This window comes from Sporomusa acidovorans (genome assembly GCF_900101845.1).
Classification (GTDB): Bacteria; Bacillota; Negativicutes; order Sporomusales; family Sporomusaceae; genus Sporomusa; species Sporomusa acidovorans.
Genome location: NZ_FNAM01000021.1, coordinates 48,747 through 65,391, shown reverse-complemented (window position 1 = coordinate 65,391; position 16,645 = coordinate 48,747). Strand labels below are relative to the sequence as shown.

The 16,645-nt window shown below is 47.4% G+C and carries 12 protein-coding genes and 1 pseudogene; all 13 read right to left on the bottom strand.

Annotation, left to right across the window (positions count from 1 at the left end; all coding sequences use genetic code 11):
- Positions 1–17: 17 nt before the first annotated feature.
- The 13 genes and pseudogenes from BLR65_RS15185 to selA all read right to left on the bottom strand — a co-directional run bounded on the left by BLR65_RS15185 (position 18) and on the right by selA (position 16,615).
- On the bottom strand, positions 18–944 hold the full coding sequence (locus BLR65_RS15185) for a cation diffusion facilitator family transporter (protein WP_093795036.1): 927 nt from the start codon (positions 942–944) through the stop codon (positions 18–20).
- Positions 945–1,145: 201 nt separating this feature from the next.
- Positions 1,146–1,793, bottom strand: coding sequence for a CBS and ACT domain-containing protein (locus BLR65_RS15180; protein WP_093795035.1), 648 nt, complete (start codon positions 1,791–1,793; stop codon positions 1,146–1,148).
- A gap of 53 nt (positions 1,794–1,846) precedes the next feature.
- Positions 1,847–2,551, bottom strand: coding sequence for an ABC transporter ATP-binding protein (locus BLR65_RS15175; RefSeq protein WP_093795078.1), 705 nt, complete (start codon positions 2,549–2,551; stop codon positions 1,847–1,849).
- A gap of 9 nt (positions 2,552–2,560) precedes the next feature.
- Positions 2,561–3,325, bottom strand: a complete 765-nt coding sequence (locus BLR65_RS15170; protein ID WP_093795034.1) for an ABC transporter ATP-binding protein — start codon at positions 3,323–3,325, stop codon at positions 2,561–2,563.
- On the bottom strand, positions 3,303–4,238 hold the full coding sequence (locus BLR65_RS15165; RefSeq protein ID WP_373657782.1) for a branched-chain amino acid ABC transporter permease: 936 nt from the start codon (positions 4,236–4,238) through the stop codon (positions 3,303–3,305). Before BLR65_RS15165 ends, BLR65_RS15170 begins: the two co-directional genes overlap by 23 nt.
- A 43-nt stretch (positions 4,239–4,281) precedes the next feature.
- Entirely contained in the window at positions 4,282–5,178 is an 897-nt protein-coding gene (locus BLR65_RS15160) for a branched-chain amino acid ABC transporter permease (RefSeq protein WP_093795033.1), read from the bottom strand.
- A 111-nt stretch (positions 5,179–5,289) separates the two neighbouring features.
- Positions 5,290–6,468: an ABC transporter substrate-binding protein gene (locus BLR65_RS15155; protein WP_093795032.1), complete on the bottom strand. Its 1,179-nt coding sequence runs from the start codon at positions 6,466–6,468 to the stop codon at positions 5,290–5,292.
- Positions 6,469–6,822: 354 nt separating this feature from the next.
- Positions 6,823–7,459, bottom strand: a pseudogene (locus BLR65_RS15150) (ABC transporter substrate-binding protein); the annotation flags it as partial.
- Positions 7,460–7,874: 415 nt separating this feature from the next.
- On the bottom strand, positions 7,875–10,184 hold the full coding sequence (locus BLR65_RS15145; protein ID WP_093795031.1) for an FAD-dependent oxidoreductase: 2,310 nt from the start codon (positions 10,182–10,184) through the stop codon (positions 7,875–7,877).
- 12 nt (positions 10,185–10,196) lie between these two features.
- On the bottom strand, positions 10,197–11,834 hold the full coding sequence (locus BLR65_RS15140; RefSeq protein WP_093795030.1) for a glutamate synthase-related protein: 1,638 nt from the start codon (positions 11,832–11,834) through the stop codon (positions 10,197–10,199).
- Complete coding sequence (locus BLR65_RS15135; protein WP_093795029.1) at positions 11,822–12,928, bottom strand: class II glutamine amidotransferase domain-containing protein; 1,107 nt, start codon at positions 12,926–12,928, stop codon at positions 11,822–11,824. Before BLR65_RS15135 ends, BLR65_RS15140 begins: the two co-directional genes overlap by 13 nt.
- 396 nt (positions 12,929–13,324) lie before the next feature.
- Positions 13,325–15,205, bottom strand: coding sequence for a selenocysteine-specific translation elongation factor (gene selB, locus BLR65_RS15130; RefSeq protein ID WP_093795028.1), 1,881 nt, complete (start codon positions 15,203–15,205; stop codon positions 13,325–13,327).
- Positions 15,206–15,238: 33 nt separating this feature from the next.
- Entirely contained in the window at positions 15,239–16,615 is a 1,377-nt protein-coding gene (gene selA / locus BLR65_RS15125) for an L-seryl-tRNA(Sec) selenium transferase (RefSeq protein WP_093795027.1), read from the bottom strand.
- Positions 16,616–16,645: the final 30 nt, after the last annotated feature.

The following is a 16,645-nucleotide window of genomic DNA, read 5'->3' as shown; positions in this document are numbered from 1 at the left end:
TTACAGGCAAGAAAAAATTATTCGTTTTTACATTTTTCCTTGCATTCTGCAGGACATGCACCAAAACCTTCATGATAATCGCACGGTTCTAAATGAATAGTCACATCGCAGGGAGCAAACTGCTGCTTTATCAATAATTCGATTTCATCACATACGGCGTGGGCTTTATCTAAATGCATATTCTTTTGCAGCACAAGATGCATATCAATCAAGCGAAAACTACCTGATCGCCTGGTTCTTAACTGATGAAAAGCGATGACCGCCGGATGATGAATAACAATCGCCCGGATAGCCTCTTCCTCCTGAACCGGCAAGCAAATATCGGTTAACTCATATACACTTTTCATTGTCATGCTAAAACCGGCCTTAAACACAATCATGGCGACTGCAATCGCAATAACCGGATCAAGCCAATATAGACCGGTAAGCTTAATAATCGTCAAACCGATAAGTACACCGGCACTTGTCCAGATATCGGCCCTTAAGTGCAATGCATCCGCTTCCAAGGCATGAGAGCCGGTAAGCTGGGCTACCGCATAAAGTTTGCCTGATACCCAATAGTTAACAATCATTGACAAGGCCATGACCAACAAGCCATATTCCAGGAATTCCGGTACATGCGGACTTTTTATCTTTTGCACTGACTCATACACAATCCACAAAGCGGCTATTACAATGAGGACAGCCTCAAAGGCTGCCGATAGATTTTCAATTTTACCATGTCCATAGGCATGCTGGCTGTCTGGCGGCTGACTGGATTTTTTTACGGCCAGATAAGCGACCAGTGCGGCGATCAAATCCACCGCCGAATGGGCAGCCTCTGAAATAATACTGACAGCGCCGGTAAATACCCCGACAAGTAATTTAAGCACAACAAGTAGTGTATTGGAAACTACCGAAATTCTCGCAGTTTGTTGTTTTAACTGATTGTGATACCCTTCCAAATGTCTCCCTCCTAATGAGAAGAAAATAAGCCTGCAGGACTATAGGTCCTGCAGGCTTCGCCTACTGCTTGTTTGCCCGGCCGCGCCAGCATAGCCGACCGCCTGTTCCTACGCTATTATATTAGCATAGCAAACAAAATGTGTAAAATTTTTTGCGAGTAATTTCCCAGTTATTTTACTACTTGTGGTATACGAAAAAAATTATTGGCCGATTTGGACAACATGACTAACCGGATAGCCTTTTGCAGTTAATTGATCGATAAGAGTTTTTACGTCCTTGATATCAGCCCGGATAACAATTTCATATTGGTCATCCTCGGTTGGATAGCTGACAAAACTGCCAATACTGACCCCCTGGTCTTTAAAAACACCGGAGATATCATTAATAACCCCCAGCCGGTCTGGGACCAAAATACTCAGGCGTGTTTTACCTTGCGGCAGGCCCATAGCATCAACAAAAGCTTTAAATATGTCTGTTTCTGTTAAGATCCCCACAACTGCCTGAGCGGAGTCCACGACAACGAGACCGCCAATTTTATTATTGTACATCAGCAAAGCAGCCTCTTCTACCGTAGCATCGGGACTTATCGTCACGATCTTTTTAGTCATAATATCCTTGACTTGCATCTTGGCCAGCAGATAGTTAAGTTCAAATACCGATAAGGAGGTTGCCGGTGAAGCCGATACTTCCCGCAGGTCTCTGTCTGTTACAATGCCAACCAGTTTGCCGCTATCTACTACAGGCAAGCGGCGGAATTTATTACTGCGCATAAGCTGTAAAGCATCCACAACAGTCATCGTTGAGGTAATGGTAGTGGGATTGGCTGTCATTCGTTTTGATACGATCATAGCATAACACACTCCCCTGCTTACATATTTTAGCCATTAGATATTTGAGTGGCTTAGCCACCCAAATAGGCTTTTCTGATTTCTTCACTCTCAGCTAATTGTTTAGCATCGCCAGACAACGTGATCCGGCCGGTCTCAAGTACATAGGCCTTGTTGGCAATGGACAGTGCCATATGGGCATTTTGTTCAACCAAAAGGATTGTCGTGCCTGTCGCATTAATATCTCTGATAATAGAAAATATCTCTTTAACCAGCAAGGGTGCCAGTCCCATCGATGGTTCATCCAACAGCAAGATCCGCGGACGGCTCATGAGCGCCCGGCCCATAGCGAGCATCTGCTGTTCGCCGCCGGAAAGCGTACCGGCCAGCTGCCCGCGCCGTTCAGCCAACCGCGGGAAACGGCCGAATACCATATCCATGTCAGCCTTAATTTCTTTCGAATTTGACCGTAAATAGGCACCCATTTCCAGGTTCTCCAGCACAGTCATATGGGCAAATACCCGCCGGCCTTCCGGAACCTGGGAAATGCCCATCTTAACAATGTTTTGCGCGGCTATGCCGGCAATGTTTTGATCCTCAAACATAATCTTGCCTGATTTAGGCTTTAATAGCCCGGAAATGGTACGAAGAGTCGTACTTTTACCCGCACCGTTCGCACCAATGAGAGTAACAATCTCTCCCTGATTTACCTCGACACTGATCCCCTTTAATGCATGAATAGCGCCATAGTATACGTTTATATTATCAATATTCAACATTGCCATGATCTAAACCTCCTCACCGAGGTAGGCCTCGATAACCCGTGGATTATTTTTGATTTCCTGCGGCGTGCCCTGCGCAATAATACTCCCGTAATCCAGTACATAAATACGCTCGCATACTCCCATAACAAGACTCATATCATGCTCAATCAAAAGAATCGTTAAATTAAACTCTTTTCTGATCCAACGAATCATTTCCATAAGCTGCTGCGTTTCCTGCGGATTCATACCGGCGGCCGGCTCATCTAATAGTAGCAGCTTGGGCTCAGCCGCCAACGCCCGGGCAATCTCCAGGCGGCGTTGCTCGCCATAGGGAAGATTTTTGGCAATCTCGTCTTTTTTGTCCGCCAACTGGAATATTTCCAAGAAGCGAATCGCTTTTTCCTCAATTTCCGCTTCTTCCCGGTGATACCGGCCGACTCGGAACATAGCTTCCATTAACCCATATTTTACATGGAAGTGATACGCGATTTTAACATTATCAAGCACAGTTAAGTCGGCAAACAGTCTAATATTCTGGAACGTACGCGCTATCCCCCGTTGGGTAATCTGATACGGTTTCAGGCCGACCAGGCTTTTGCCGTCAAACTCAATTCCGCCTTCTGTTGGTTCATATACGCCGGTTAAGAGGTTAAAGGCCGTTGTCTTTCCCGCCCCGTTCGGGCCAATCAGACCAATCAGCTCACCGGGAGCAATTTCCATCTCAAAGTTGGAAACCGCCCGGAGACCGCCAAAAACGATCGATAGTTTAGTTGTTTTGAGCAGTGCCATGTTTCTTACCTCCTGTCCAGCGGCTGAACATCTTCAGGCTTAATTCCTTATTGCCAAATAAGCCTTGCGGACGATACAGCATTAAAATAATAAGCAACAGCGAATAGATAATCATCCGCCACTCAGGGTAACTGGCCAGTGCCGCCGACACAAAAGTAAGCAGGAATGCAGCCGTAATACTGCCGGTAATGCTGCCCAGACCTCCTAAAACAACCATTGTTAAAATATCAAAGGATTTCATGAAAGTAAACGAGGCCGGATGGGCAATATAGAAATAATGAGAGAACAGGGAACCGGCTACCCCGGCAAAAGCTGCGCCGATGGTAAAAGCCAACACCTTATATTTCGTTGTGTCGACCCCCATGGCCTCAGCGGCAATTTCATTTTCACGAACCGAAATACACGCCCGGCCATGTGTGGAATCAATAAAGTTCTTAATGACAAACACCGTAAAAACGACAAAGGCGAATATCCAGGTAAAGTCGGTATAACGGGGAATGCCCATAAAACCGGATGCGCCGCCGACATACTGGATGTTAAGAATACAGATACGGATAATTTCACCCAGGCCCAGGGTGGCGATCGCCAGATAGTCGCCATTTAGCCGCAAGGTTGGCAGGCCGATCGCAAACCCAAGTGCACCGGCCGCAAACGCCGCACCGGCAATCGCTACCAGAAACGGCAGCTGAAATTTGACGGTAAGCACTGCGCTAAAATAGGCGCCAATAGCCATAAACCCGGCATGGCCGATGGAGAATTGGCCGGTAAAGCCGTTAATCAGGTTCAGGCTCACAACAAGTATAATATTGATTCCAATTAAAACAATGTTAAGCAGCCAGAAAGGTCCGATTATATCTGCCATAATTAACCCCTGCACAACAGCATATACTACCACACAGGCCACTAACGCCATTAAATCAGTTTTAGTTTTTTGCAATAATTTCACGGCCTGTCACCTACACTTTCTCCCGGATGTTTTTACCCAAGAGGCCTGCCGGTCTCCACAGTAAGATAATGATCAAAATGGCAAAGGCTGCCGCATCTCGGAATGTGGATGACCAGAAGCCGCTGACAAGTGCTTCGATAATACCTAAAATAGTACCGCCGAGCATAGCGCCGGGGATATTGCCGATACCGCCGAGAACTGCCGCAACGAAGGCCTTTAATCCAGGCATAATGCCCATTAACGGATCGATGGAATTATAATAGACGCCGACAAGTACACCGGCGGCGGCAGCCAAGGCTGAACCGATACCAAAGGTAAAGGAAATGACCTTATCGACGTCAATGCCCATGAGCCGGGCGGCGTCGGTATCAAAGGAGGTTGCCCGCATGGCCTTTCCCATCTTTGTTTTATTTACGACATAGGTCAGAATGACCATTAATAGCAAGGATACCACTAAGATGACAATTTGCTGACTGTTGATTACCAAGCCACCGAGATGATATACATCGGCATTAAAAATTGCCGGAAACGTTCTGGGCTGCGGTGAAACCAACAGCATTCCGGTATATTCCAAAAAAAGCGATACGCCAATTGCCGTAATCAATATGGCAATCTTGGGCGCATTCCGGAGCGGCCGGTAAGCCGCCCTTTCAATGATCATACCGGCAAGACCGGCAACTGCCATCGAAAAAATTAATGCGGGAACAAAAGAAAAGTTAAACATGGTAGTGGCAAAGAATCCTGCATACGCACCCACCATATAGATGTCACCGTGGGCAAAGTTGATCAGCCTGATTATACCGTAAACCATCGTATAACCCAGCGCAATGAGCGCATAAATGCTGCCCAGGGAAATACCGTTAATTAACTGCTGTCCAAACTGAACGATTAAACTTGATGAATCCACTGCGCTCTCCCCTCTCCATTTCAAAAATTTAAATATATTTTGAAGGGCCGGTTGGTCCGGCTAGCCGGGGCAAAATCTGCCCCGGCCGCAGGGGACGCAACGCACCCTTAATTAGGGATTTACCTTTTCCCTAAAGGTTTGTTTACCGTCTTTCATTTCAATGATTACGGCACTCTTTACAGGGTCATGGGATACATTAAAGCTGATTAACCCGGATACTGCCTGATAGTCTTTGGTCTTGGCCAGTTCATCCTTAATCTTGACAGGATCAGCACTGTTGGCTCTCTTCATGGCTTCAATAACCATCATCGTAGCATCATAAGACAATGCAGCAAACGCATCTGGTGTCTGATTGTATTCTTTCTGATAAGCTTCAACAAAGGCTTTTACTGCCGGACTGTTGTCATCCGGCGAATAATGGTTGCTGAAGAACGTATTGTTTAAAGCTTGCGGGCTGCCGATTTCCGGCAGTTTAGCCGAATCCCAGCCATCGCCGCCGAGGAACGGAACAGTAAGCCCAAGCTCGCGGGCTTGCTTAATGATCATCCCTACCTCTTGATAATAGCCTGGTACAAACACTACATCGGGATTTTGGGATTTAATTTTCGTCAACGTTGCTTTAAAATCTGTATCCTTGGCCAAATAACCTTCATTAGCAACAATAGTGCCGCCATTCTTTTCAAAGGTTTCTTTAAAGAATTGGCCTAATCCCTTAGCATAGTCACTGGAATTATCAATGTACAATGCGGCTGTTTTGGCTTTAAGTGATTTCTGGGCAAATGTAGCCATTACAGAACCTTGAAACGGATCAATAAAGGCCGCCCGGAAGTTAAATTCACGAACTTTACCGTTGTTAGGATCGACGGTAACCTTGGGATTTGACGCAGTTGGGCTGATGGCCAATACTTTATTGTCGGCATTTACCTGGGCCGCCGCAATAACACTTGAGGATGCAATTGGTGCGATAACAGCTACCACTTTATCTTGGGTAATAAGTTTCTGCATCGCGTTGGCGGCTTCGGCTGCTTCGCTTTTATTGTCGGCTACAATTAATGTGAGCTGCTTGCCAAGCACGCCGCCTTTAGCGTTGACCTCTTTGATTGCCAGTTTGGCCCCATTGGTCGCAGACTGGCCGAACGTAGCATTGTTACCCGTCATTTCCAGGTCGGCTCCCAGCTTGATTACATCAGACTGTTGACCGCCGCTGCTACCGCAACCTGCAACAAGACCAGCTACCATAAGTATACTTACCATGATACTGACTAGCTTTGTAAATCTTGTCTTTACCATTGTTTCCCCTCCCAATACTTAACGTGGATACAGAGTACGCCGCACGAGTATGTGACATTATCGCCCCCCATAATGTCATGGACTTGCATACAGTATTACGCTGCAAGCTCTTTTGCTGTTAGTACACGTGTCCACTAACAACACATAGATGTATGCCATACAGTGTAATTATATTTGCCCTGTCCATCGCTGTCAATACTCTCAGCGCAACACATCCATTCATACGTCCATTGAGAGGAGACATGAATTGCATCCGTCCATCAGGTAAAAAGGGATAAGGCAGCAGCCTTATCCCTTGCGTCATTGCAGGTTTTATATTCTTCCATTTGTTATTATCACACCGGCCAGTGTTTGCTAGGGATTAATCTTCTCTTTAAACATTTGTTTACCGTCTTTCATTTCAATAACTACGGCACTCTTTACCGGGTTATGGCTGGCATCCAGTGTTAAAATACCAGTACTTACCTGTAAGTTTAATGATTGCTGAAAAATCCATTGTTTAACGGAGCAGCTCCGGCAATATCAACAAGTTTACTGTCATCCCAGCCGTCAGTACCCAAAAGCGGTGCAGTAATCCCGAGTCCCCGGGCCTGCTTAACAATTTTCCCCACTTCTTCATAGTAGGCGGGAATAAAAATAACGTCGGGATTGCTGGCTTTTAGCTTGCTCAAGGTTGCTTTAAAGTCTGTATCCTTCTGCAGGAATCCCTCTTTAGCAACAATCTGTCCGCCGGCCTGCGTAAAGGATGCCTCAAAAACATCGGCCAAGCCTTTGGAATAATCGAACTGTTATCCACATAAATGGCTGCTGTTTTAGCCTTAACTGTTTTAGTGGCGAAATCAGCCATTACCTTGCCCTGAAAAGGGTCGATAAAGCAAGCACGGAATACATACGGCCTTACTTTGCCATTATCTACGGTAACTTTCGGATTCGTGGCGGTTGCAGTTAGAACAGGGATCTTATTATCCTGGGCAATTTGCAGTGTAGCCAATTCCCCCGCTTTCCTCATGCTTTAATCATTGAATCACAGCTGCCCGATCCTCAAGGTAACGTTTACTAAAGAAGGTATAAACTTTGTCAGGTGAACCCTCCCCTACAGGCCCAGAGCCAGTTTTATCCACACAATGTTTCTCATCAGCGATCTTTTTGGTATCAAGTCTATGTTTATAATTATATTTAAACCGCCTGCAATGTCAATAGATTATTTTGTATATTGTAATTACTTTGTATTCTTTATGCACACATAATATCTCTCTTAGATGTACTTAATTATTATTGTCTCTTTTAAACTTACAAAAGTATTTAATATTTGTACATCAACCATCATCCACCTTGTAGCCATACTTCCCTCCGTTAAAGAAAACGCCGACGCTTTCAGCGCCGGCACCAATTGGTTATTGCATATTTTATTTATAAAAAGTAAGCGGCTCGGCATTTGGTTCCATATTCCAAATACCACAGGGACAAATACCGGCACAAATACCGCAGCCGATACATTTATTCGGATCCGAAGTATACTCGGCGCCATTTTCCCCTACCGTACGGGTGATGGCGTTTTCCGGACAAGATTTCAGGCACATATGACAATCCCGGCAAGTACCGCAGCTAATGCAGCGATTATAGTCGCTATTAGCCTCAGGCACATCACAGCTATGGCACTTTTTAAAATAGGCCGCACTGATCCGGCCTGCCGGAATTCTTGCCTTTTCCGCCAGTGTAAAGGTCGTACCCTGCAAATAGGCGTCCACTGCCAAACCAGCCTGGCGTCCTGCGCCAATAGCATCCACAAGCCTACCTGGACGTACGGTATCACCAGCCGTAAAAATTCCCGGAGCAATACTGCTGTTATTCGCTGGTTTCAGACAGCCGCGTTCGCGTTCGATACCATCAGGCAGGAAGCTAAGATCCGGGGACTCGCCGATGGCAATAATCACGGTATCCCCCTTAATCAACTGGCCCTCCTGGGTAATAATGCCTTGATCGGTAATCTCTTTCGTGAATACCGGCCAAAGTATCTCCGCCCCCAGCGACTTAACATGGTCAATCTCATGATCAAAGGCAGCCGGACGCTGTACGTCAATACAGGTAACTTGCTCAGCTCCCAGTCCATACGCGCCTACGGCAACGTCCATGCCGGAATTGCCGCAACCGATGACAATAATCCGTTTGCCAATCTCCGGTTTTTGACCTTTGTTTACGGCCTTTAAAAACTCAAGGCCTTTAACGATCCGTTCATGTCCCGGCCAGGGAATCACTTTGGTGGTATGTCCGCCTGTGGTGACTATAATCGCGTCATGGCTGTCTTTTATTGCCGTAAATTTTGCTTTATCAACCGTTACTCCTGTTTTAAAGGCAACCCCCATTTTTTCTATGCGGGCAATTTCGCGGCTTAGTGTTTCCTGCGGCAGACGGGAACGGGGAATAACTTGCTCCATTTTGCCGCCTACTTTTTCGTCGGCTTCAAACACGGTTACGTCATGTCCCAAACGCGCCAGTTGCCAAGCAGCCGTCAAGCCGGCTGCACCACCGCCGATAACCGCAACCTGCTTGCCGGTCCTGTTCTCAGGCATTGGCAAATCAGCTTCGCTGGAATACCGGCCCAGTTTTCCAATTTGAGCCGATATATCAACTGTTTTCCGCGTACAGTCGTCCATACACAAATTAGGGCAAACGGCACCGCATACGGAACCGGGAAACGGTGTATATTCCAGCACCAACCGATAGGCTTCCTCAATTTTGCCTTCCCGCAATAAATTAAAGCGCTGTTGCGAAGGTATTGAGGCTGTGCAATTAAATTCGCACGGCGCACTGTATTTGCCATTTTCCCATACAGGCACACGGCGGCGATATTTCCCGGTGGCTATCATGCCGATTACGGCAAAATCATCCTCGCATACATCGCCGAAAATACTGCCGGGAACCCATTCATCGGTACGGAAAGAGTACATATTGGTATTGGCTTTTTTCGGTCGCTCGTCATAGGTAAGCGGCACTACTTTCTGCCACTCATGCCAGTGACTTAATTCACGCCGGAGCTCCGCACGGTCAATTGCGGTCAAAAAGTCATCCATCTTACCATCAAGATAAGCAATATCTTCTTCATTCAGGGCAAGTATTTTCGTATCTTTGGCCGATATGCCACTGGCAGTACCTCTGAAATACACAATTCCGCCTACCATGCCGGTACAGGCACGGTTACCGAGAACCGATTCAAACTGCTGACTGTCATACCCGCATACTACCGCAATACCGCCACCCATGAATTCAAAGGCAAAACTGCCGACATTTTTTAATACCCAAAACTCGGGAGCCTCATAAAGCGGATCATGCTTCATCAATGAGCCGGAACGGGTTCCTGCCCGGCCGCCGACATAAATAGTACCGGCAGCCGCACAATGCGCCGTTGTGTCGCCACCATCGCCCTTAACAATGATGCGGCCGCCGGCATTAAGCCAGCCGACATCGGCAGAAGATGATCCTTCAACAATAATTTCCGTTCCCGGCAGGCACATGGAGCCGACCCGCTGGCCGGCATTTTTTATATGAAACTTCAACGGCTTTCCTTCCGGCTGCCAGAGCGGCCCGCCAATATCGTGCTGACCGGAAGCCTCGATATAAAATTCAGTTTCTCCTTGGGCCAACGCTGCATTTATCCTCTCCAAGAGGTCCTGCGTTGACATCCGATTATTGCCGTCAATTGTATTTATTGTAAACATGCGCAGTTCCCCCTAACATACATATTGGATGGCTAATTTGTCAGCGATGGCTTTATCCGTAGTAACCAACGCATCAGATCGTCCGACAGGCAGCGAACTGTTCCCGACCGGGGCCATCAGCTTTTTAAGCTCGCTATTTAAGGCCAGCATGTATTCAACAATGTTTTGCGCTGCTTTGTCGATATCCAATCGTTTAACCAAACGTGGATTCTGCGTGCAGATTCCTGCCGGGCAGTTGCCCGTATTACAGGAATTACAGCGTCCATGCTCATTACCCACACAACCACACAGTTGGATGAGCAGTTTGCCCAAAAATACACCATTTGCCCCTAAGCAAATCATTTTAAAAGCATCGGCAGCCGCGTTGCCACTTAAGCCTAAACCGCCACCGCCCCAAAGGGGAATTTGCCCCTGGCGGCCTTGATTAACGGCTGCCAGATAGCATTCCCGGATCTTCGATACTACCGGGTGGCCGGTGTGATCAAGTGAAACCTCGTTGGCTGCGCCGGTACCGCCCTGAATGCCGTCAATAAAGAAACCGCCACAAATTTTGTAGGGATCGCGTATGAGGTTGTTATATACGGACACCGATGTCGCTGAAGCCGCGCATTTAATAGCAACAGGCACGCGGAATTTGAAGGCGGCATTCATGGACATAAACATTTTTTGTACTGATTCTTCAATGGAATATAGGCCTTGGTGGTTCGGCGGCGACAAGAGATCCGCCTTGGGCACCCCCCGGATGGCCTGCACCGGTTTTGATACTTTGGCCGCCGGCAAAAGACCGCCGTCCCCCGGTTTAGCCCCTTGTCCGATTTTAATCAAAATACCGGCCGGATCTACTTTCATATGCGGCATCGCCTGAATAATCCGGTTCCAGCCAAAGTGACCCGAGGCAATCTGCAAAATCATATATTTCAGTTGTTCTGACTTAAGAAGTTTAATTGGCATGCCGCCTTCGCCAGAACACATTCTGACAGGTATATTATGTTTTTCGTTTAAGTAAGCCGTTGCCAGTGCAACTGCTTCCCAAGCCCTGGTTGACAACGCACCGATTGACATATCACTGAAAATTACCGGGTAGATCCAGTTTACCGGCGGCGTTTTATCTGTGAGCGTAAGCTCCTGGCCATTGGAGGCAAGCGGTAGTTCGTTGGGAGGAAGAACACGCCCAAACGGGGCTAAAATATCAAAGGTATGCCGTTCGGAATCCAAGGAAGGGTCCGTCATTTGCGAAATACGGCCAACCACAATTTTATCCAGTGTCCGCTCTTCCCCTAACAAGGCGTTGCGGCCACCGCGTTTAACCGGTGAACCGCCGCTTCTGTTTAAGCAGTTAATCCGGGAATCAACGTTGCGCACAGGTTTGATGGCACTATTCGGACAAACCTTTTCACACATACCACAGCCCACACAGGCATTTGTGCTTACCGCTCTTTGCCGAATGACCGGTACTGCCATATGCCGTTGACACGGCTCAGGCTGATGTCCTGTCGAAACCGTAACCGACCGGCGTTCGATAGCTGCCTCGATAGCATTAAAAGTACAAGCAGCCACACAACTGCCGCACATCGTACAACGCTCGTTTATATATTGGATTTTCCAAGGCAGATCATTTACACTAACGTCTTGTACTCTTACTGCTTCCATCGCTCTACCTCCAGTTCCGGCGTAATAACTACAACTTCACGTTCATTGGGATACACATCAAGTTCCTGATTACGGTTCGGCAATATTTGGTTAAGACCGCAGACCTCAGATGAAATAGCAATAGTCGTACCATCGCCGCCGACAACAACCGGCCGCAATTTTTTAGAATCACAGCAAGTCATCATCCGTCCATTCGGCAGCATAGCAATAATGGTATTAGGGCCGTTTATCTCCAAATGTCCTAACGACTGACGTATTGCTGTCAATTCGCGGTGATCCGGGCGTTTAGCTATTTCATCGAAGGGCAGTGGGGTTATAACATGCTTATAATATTTTATTGGCCATTTGAGTACATTAAGAACATAGTGCAATGTATATAAGAAGTTTTGTGAATCAGATTCGAATCCAATATAGCCGCGATGCAAGGATTTTTGATATTCTTTATTTTTTGTATAGAAAGTGTTTTCCCCATTGGCGCAGAGTGTATATCCCTGCAGGAAGAAAGGATGCGCGGCATAGCGCACAATATCATAATTTGTATTTTGCCGGCACTGAACAACGACATTTTTTGACATCAAGTCGCCGTTATTGTCCCACAGCTTAAAATAAGTGGCAATATCGCGAGGATCGCCTATTTCCTTTAGCGTTAGCACATCCGGCCAGAACGAATAAACGTACCCTTGGTCTTCAGCATCAAGTAAAGCTCTTAGTGCCAAACGGGTATCTAACAGCAATTCTTCCTTAGCCTCCTGCGTAGCCGTACGGTAATACTCAGGATAGTCATAGGCCCTGAAAATATAGTAAGGCATAGCTTTTATATCAAGACCTGGCTGACGAACTCCCCGGGGAATCCACTCATGTACAGGAGTAAAGTTGTTAGTCTCCATAAAATGCTCTACCATCGCTGCGCCTTTTTGCGTACAGGCCAATGACAGTAGCGGCTTATCCTTACACTTGGCAAAAACCCCCTCTAAGTCTTGCATGACCATAGCAAAACCAGAGTTGTCGTGCCCTTCCTGCTGGGGAAGCATCAAGTGCAACGCCAGTGAAGGATGAAATGCTATTTTACTTTTTATAGCCCCTATTCTACACATCCTACTCTACCACCCTCTCCAATAATTGCTTAAAACAAGACAACCTTCATCCCGGTCCATACATGCTACAGGAATAAAGAAACCGGGCTTGCGCCGAGGCTCTTACGGAAGCGAAAGCCCACATCCCTTTTTCCTGTTTTTAGGGGCAAAAAAAAACCTGGCGAAGAATCCACAACGACTGGGACCTTCCGCCGGGTCTTTTATACCCACGGTGTAGTGCTGTGCCACGCTGCACCTGTGCCGCTTGGTCCAGCCGCATACCTGCGCGGAACCCTAGACACACTCCCTTAAGATACACATGTACTCCATATAAATACGCAAGTGTACATATGCTGGTTTTGAGTTTAATTATAAAAAGTAATTGGTATGTTGTCAATATGCATATTTAAAGTAAGTTTATTCTGACAAATCAAGTATTTTGCGGGTCGGACGGCGCACATCACCATCTCTTACTGTATATTTATGCATATCTAAGTATTCTATCACAGGCAAGGCCACTTTCCTTGAAGTTTTCAAAATATCCCGTAATTCGGCTACTGTTAATGTCTGTTTTCCTTGGAAGTGCTTGTGAATAACTTGAACAATGTACTGCATTGTTTTGCTGTATACAAAGAAATCTCCCAGCTTGATTAACGTACCTGCCTTGACTAACACATCCTGTGCTGCCTTGGCTTTTTCTAAGGGCAGCGCCAGTTTTTGCGCCAATAAAGCGGTATCGATATTCGTTAAGCCGATATCGGCCAGGGCAGCCTCTGTTTTTTCTACTATTGTCTGCCGCCAGTCGCCATGCTGGTCAGCGTGTTCTTTTAACGCAAGATCGCCGCCACTGCTGACCAACGTTCCCGCAGTCACCCATTGATTAAGAAGGATTTCAAAACTTTTCTCATTGAGCCCCAGCTTTTGCCGTACTATTTCTTTGGAAAGACCGCTGCGGTCCGGCTGCGCTTTATGAAAGCTGCCAATCATCGTGGTTGCCATATTGGTCAGTTTGGCAAACATATCGGTTGTAATATAATTTTTTTCCAGACAATATAGACGCTTGGCGGTCGTCAGGGTGTTTATGGCCTGATCTACGGCTCTGTCCGGCAGATAGCCGCTTTGTCGCCTAACCTCTGCCTGGGTTAATACGTGGCGGCTTTCCGCCAGGCGATAATACAGCGCATTTATTTCGTCATCATGGGTGATTGCATCGGCAAGTGCCGCCCGTGAAACGGAAAGCTTCCTGCTTTGGCGCCCCGGCGCGATAAGCGATACTCCTCCCAGCAAGTATTGTGGCGAATACAGTCTGATGATTCCCCTGTCACCAGCCCCAGCGGCCAGTGGTTCCTCCAAAATAAGCCGCATATACTGATTTCCGGTGTCCTTAAACGCATAGATTCGGCCTATAAATTCGCCAGTACCCAGATGCAGGCGAATACGCAAGCCGCTTTCGACCTCCTGCTGCCATTCGGCTGCTATATCCCATACTGTACTAATCTCGCCCCGTTCAACAGCACTGAGTACCATCCCGCGTGCCAGTTCTTCTGTCTCTACCCCGGCTAAATTGATAGCAGCTCGCTGGCCTGCCGCGATTTTCTCCACTTTCTCGCCATGCCATTCGATGCCGCGAACTCTGACGATGGTTTCAGCCGGATAAAGTGTAACGCTGTCACCTACCTTTATATTGCCGCTAAGTACGGAACCTGTAACAACTGCCCCATACCCCTTAATCGTAAATACCCGATCAATCCAAAGTCTAAACGGAGCGCTGCTATTGCGTGCGGGCACCTTTTCCGCCAAAGCGGTTAACGTAGTTTTCAGGGCATCAAGCCCCTCCCCCGTCGCAGCCGACACTTTACAGCAGGGAGCATCTTTTAAAAAAGTATCGCTTACATACGCTTGTATTTCACTTTCAATCATTTCCAGCCACTCTTCATCCACCTTGTCAATTTTATTGATTACAATCAAACCGGCCCGGATTCCGTATAGTTGAAGCATGGCCAAATGTTCTTTGGTTTGCGGCATAATCCCTTCGTCGGCAGCCACAACCAACATGGCTAAGTCTATGCCGCCGGTTCCCGCCAGCATATTTTTTAAAAACCGTTCATGTCCGGGAACATCAACAATCCCGGCAATAACCTTATCGCCCAGCGGCAGCGAGGCAAAACCCAAGTCAATCGATATGCCCCGCAATTTTTCTTCTTTCAAACGATCGGTATCCACGCCGGTCAAAGCCTTAATAATTGCTGATTTGCCATGGTCAACATGCCCGGCAGTCCCAATAATAATGTGTTTCATACTATAGCCTCCGAATCGTCGAGCTGCATTTACTTATAATGCGCCCAGAGCATTTGCGATATCTGGTAAGTCTCTTTCCAGTAAGCAGCGTACATCAAAAATTACCTTATCCTCGCGAATGCGGGTCACTATGGGTATCGTCCGCTGCCGTAGCCGGCTTTCCAATTCTTCCGTACGCAGATTCTTATGGGTCACGGTTACCCCATAACCATTCAATACAGCAGCCGGTAAAGCTCCGCCACCTGCCGGTGAATTGAGCTGAACTACTTCTGTGGCAAAGCCGGCATTCAAGTTGACGATTAATTCTTTTAGCCGGTCGGCACGCTGCTCTAAAACAGGTTTGTCGGCATTCAGCATAGCCAAGACCGGTACATCCTGCCCGGGACTGCCGATAATATAGTCCTTAAACGTTCCTTCCAGTGCTGCCAATGATAGTTTGTCAATGCGAACCGCCCTCAGCAATGGCTGCTTCTTCATCAGCTCAATATATGGACGCTTGCCGGCAATTATCCCTGCCTGGCCTGCTCCTAACAGCTTATCACCACTAAAAGTAAGTACATCAAATCCCAGTTGCAACCGCTCCTTTACTGCAGGCTCGGTCTGTCCCCCGGCAGTTAAAGGCAATAGCGTGCCGCTCCCCAAATCCTCAATCACCGGTAGATTATGTTTATGGGCCAACGCAGCCAGTTCCGTCCCCTCAGGCTGGGATGTAAAGCCAATGATACAGTAATTGCTGGTATGTACCTTTAAGATAGCCGCCGTATTTGGCCCAATCGCCTGTTCATAGTCTGCAAGATGAGTCTTGTTTGTGGTGCCTACTTCAACCAAGGTTGCGCCGCTCTGGCGCAGGACATCAGGGACCCGAAAAGAACCACCAATTTCAACAAGCTCTCCCCGGCTGACAATAACTTCACGTCCCCTGGCTAAAGCCGAGAGAACCAATAATACGGCTGCGGCATTATTATTTACCACCAGCGCGTCTTCCGCCCCTGTCAAATGGCAAATCGGCTCTACCACATGCGCATAGCGACTGCCCCGCTGCCCGCTCTCCACAGCGTATTCCAGCGTGCTATAGCCCTCCATAATTCCCGTTACACACTCCTGAGCCCGTTTGCTGAGCGGCGCCCGGCCCAAATTAGTATGAAGCACAACGCCGGTAGCATTTATTACCCGCCGCAGACTAGATCCTGCCTGCTCTCTTAGCAAAATTTTCGCAGCCCTGATAATAGAATCTGTACTGCCGGCGTTGCCGTCACCGTGCTTTATCCTGGTTCGGGCATCGGCTACCGCCTGTCGCAGGCAGACAGTTAGCAACTCATGGGGATAGTGTCTTATCTCCGGGTCAGCTGCCACTATAGATAAAAGTTTATCAATGGCCGGCAGCGTTCTGAATTTATTCGTGACCTCCACTGTTGAACCTCCTTGCAAACCTTTGTCTAT

What these genes read in the sequence shown, in the direction of transcription:
- BLR65_RS15180 (WP_093795035.1), bottom strand. Translation starts at nt 1,793, where the DNA reads ATGATCGTATCAAAACGAATGACAGCCAATCCCACTACCATTACCTCA.
- BLR65_RS15175 (WP_093795078.1), bottom strand. Translation starts at nt 2,551, where the DNA reads ATGTTGAATATTGATAATATAAACGTATACTATGGCGCTATTCATGCA.
- BLR65_RS15170 (WP_093795034.1), bottom strand. Translation starts at nt 3,325, where the DNA reads ATGGCACTGCTCAAAACAACTAAACTATCGATCGTTTTTGGCGGTCTC.
- BLR65_RS15165 (WP_373657782.1), bottom strand. Translation starts at nt 4,238, where the DNA reads ATGGCGTTAGTGGCCTGTGTGGTAGTATATGCTGTTGTGCAGGGGTTA.
- BLR65_RS15155 (WP_093795032.1), bottom strand. Translation starts at nt 6,468, where the DNA reads ATGGTAAAGACAAGATTTACAAAGCTAGTCAGTATCATGGTAAGTATA.
- BLR65_RS15145 (WP_093795031.1), bottom strand. Translation starts at nt 10,184, where the DNA reads ATGTTTACAATAAATACAATTGACGGCAATAATCGGATGTCAACGCAG.
- BLR65_RS15140 (WP_093795030.1), bottom strand. Translation starts at nt 11,834, where the DNA reads ATGGAAGCAGTAAGAGTACAAGACGTTAGTGTAAATGATCTGCCTTGG.
- BLR65_RS15135 (WP_093795029.1), bottom strand. Translation starts at nt 12,928, where the DNA reads ATGTGTAGAATAGGGGCTATAAAAAGTAAAATAGCATTTCATCCTTCA.
- selB (WP_093795028.1), bottom strand. Translation starts at nt 15,205, where the DNA reads ATGAAACACATTATTATTGGGACTGCCGGGCATGTTGACCATGGCAAA.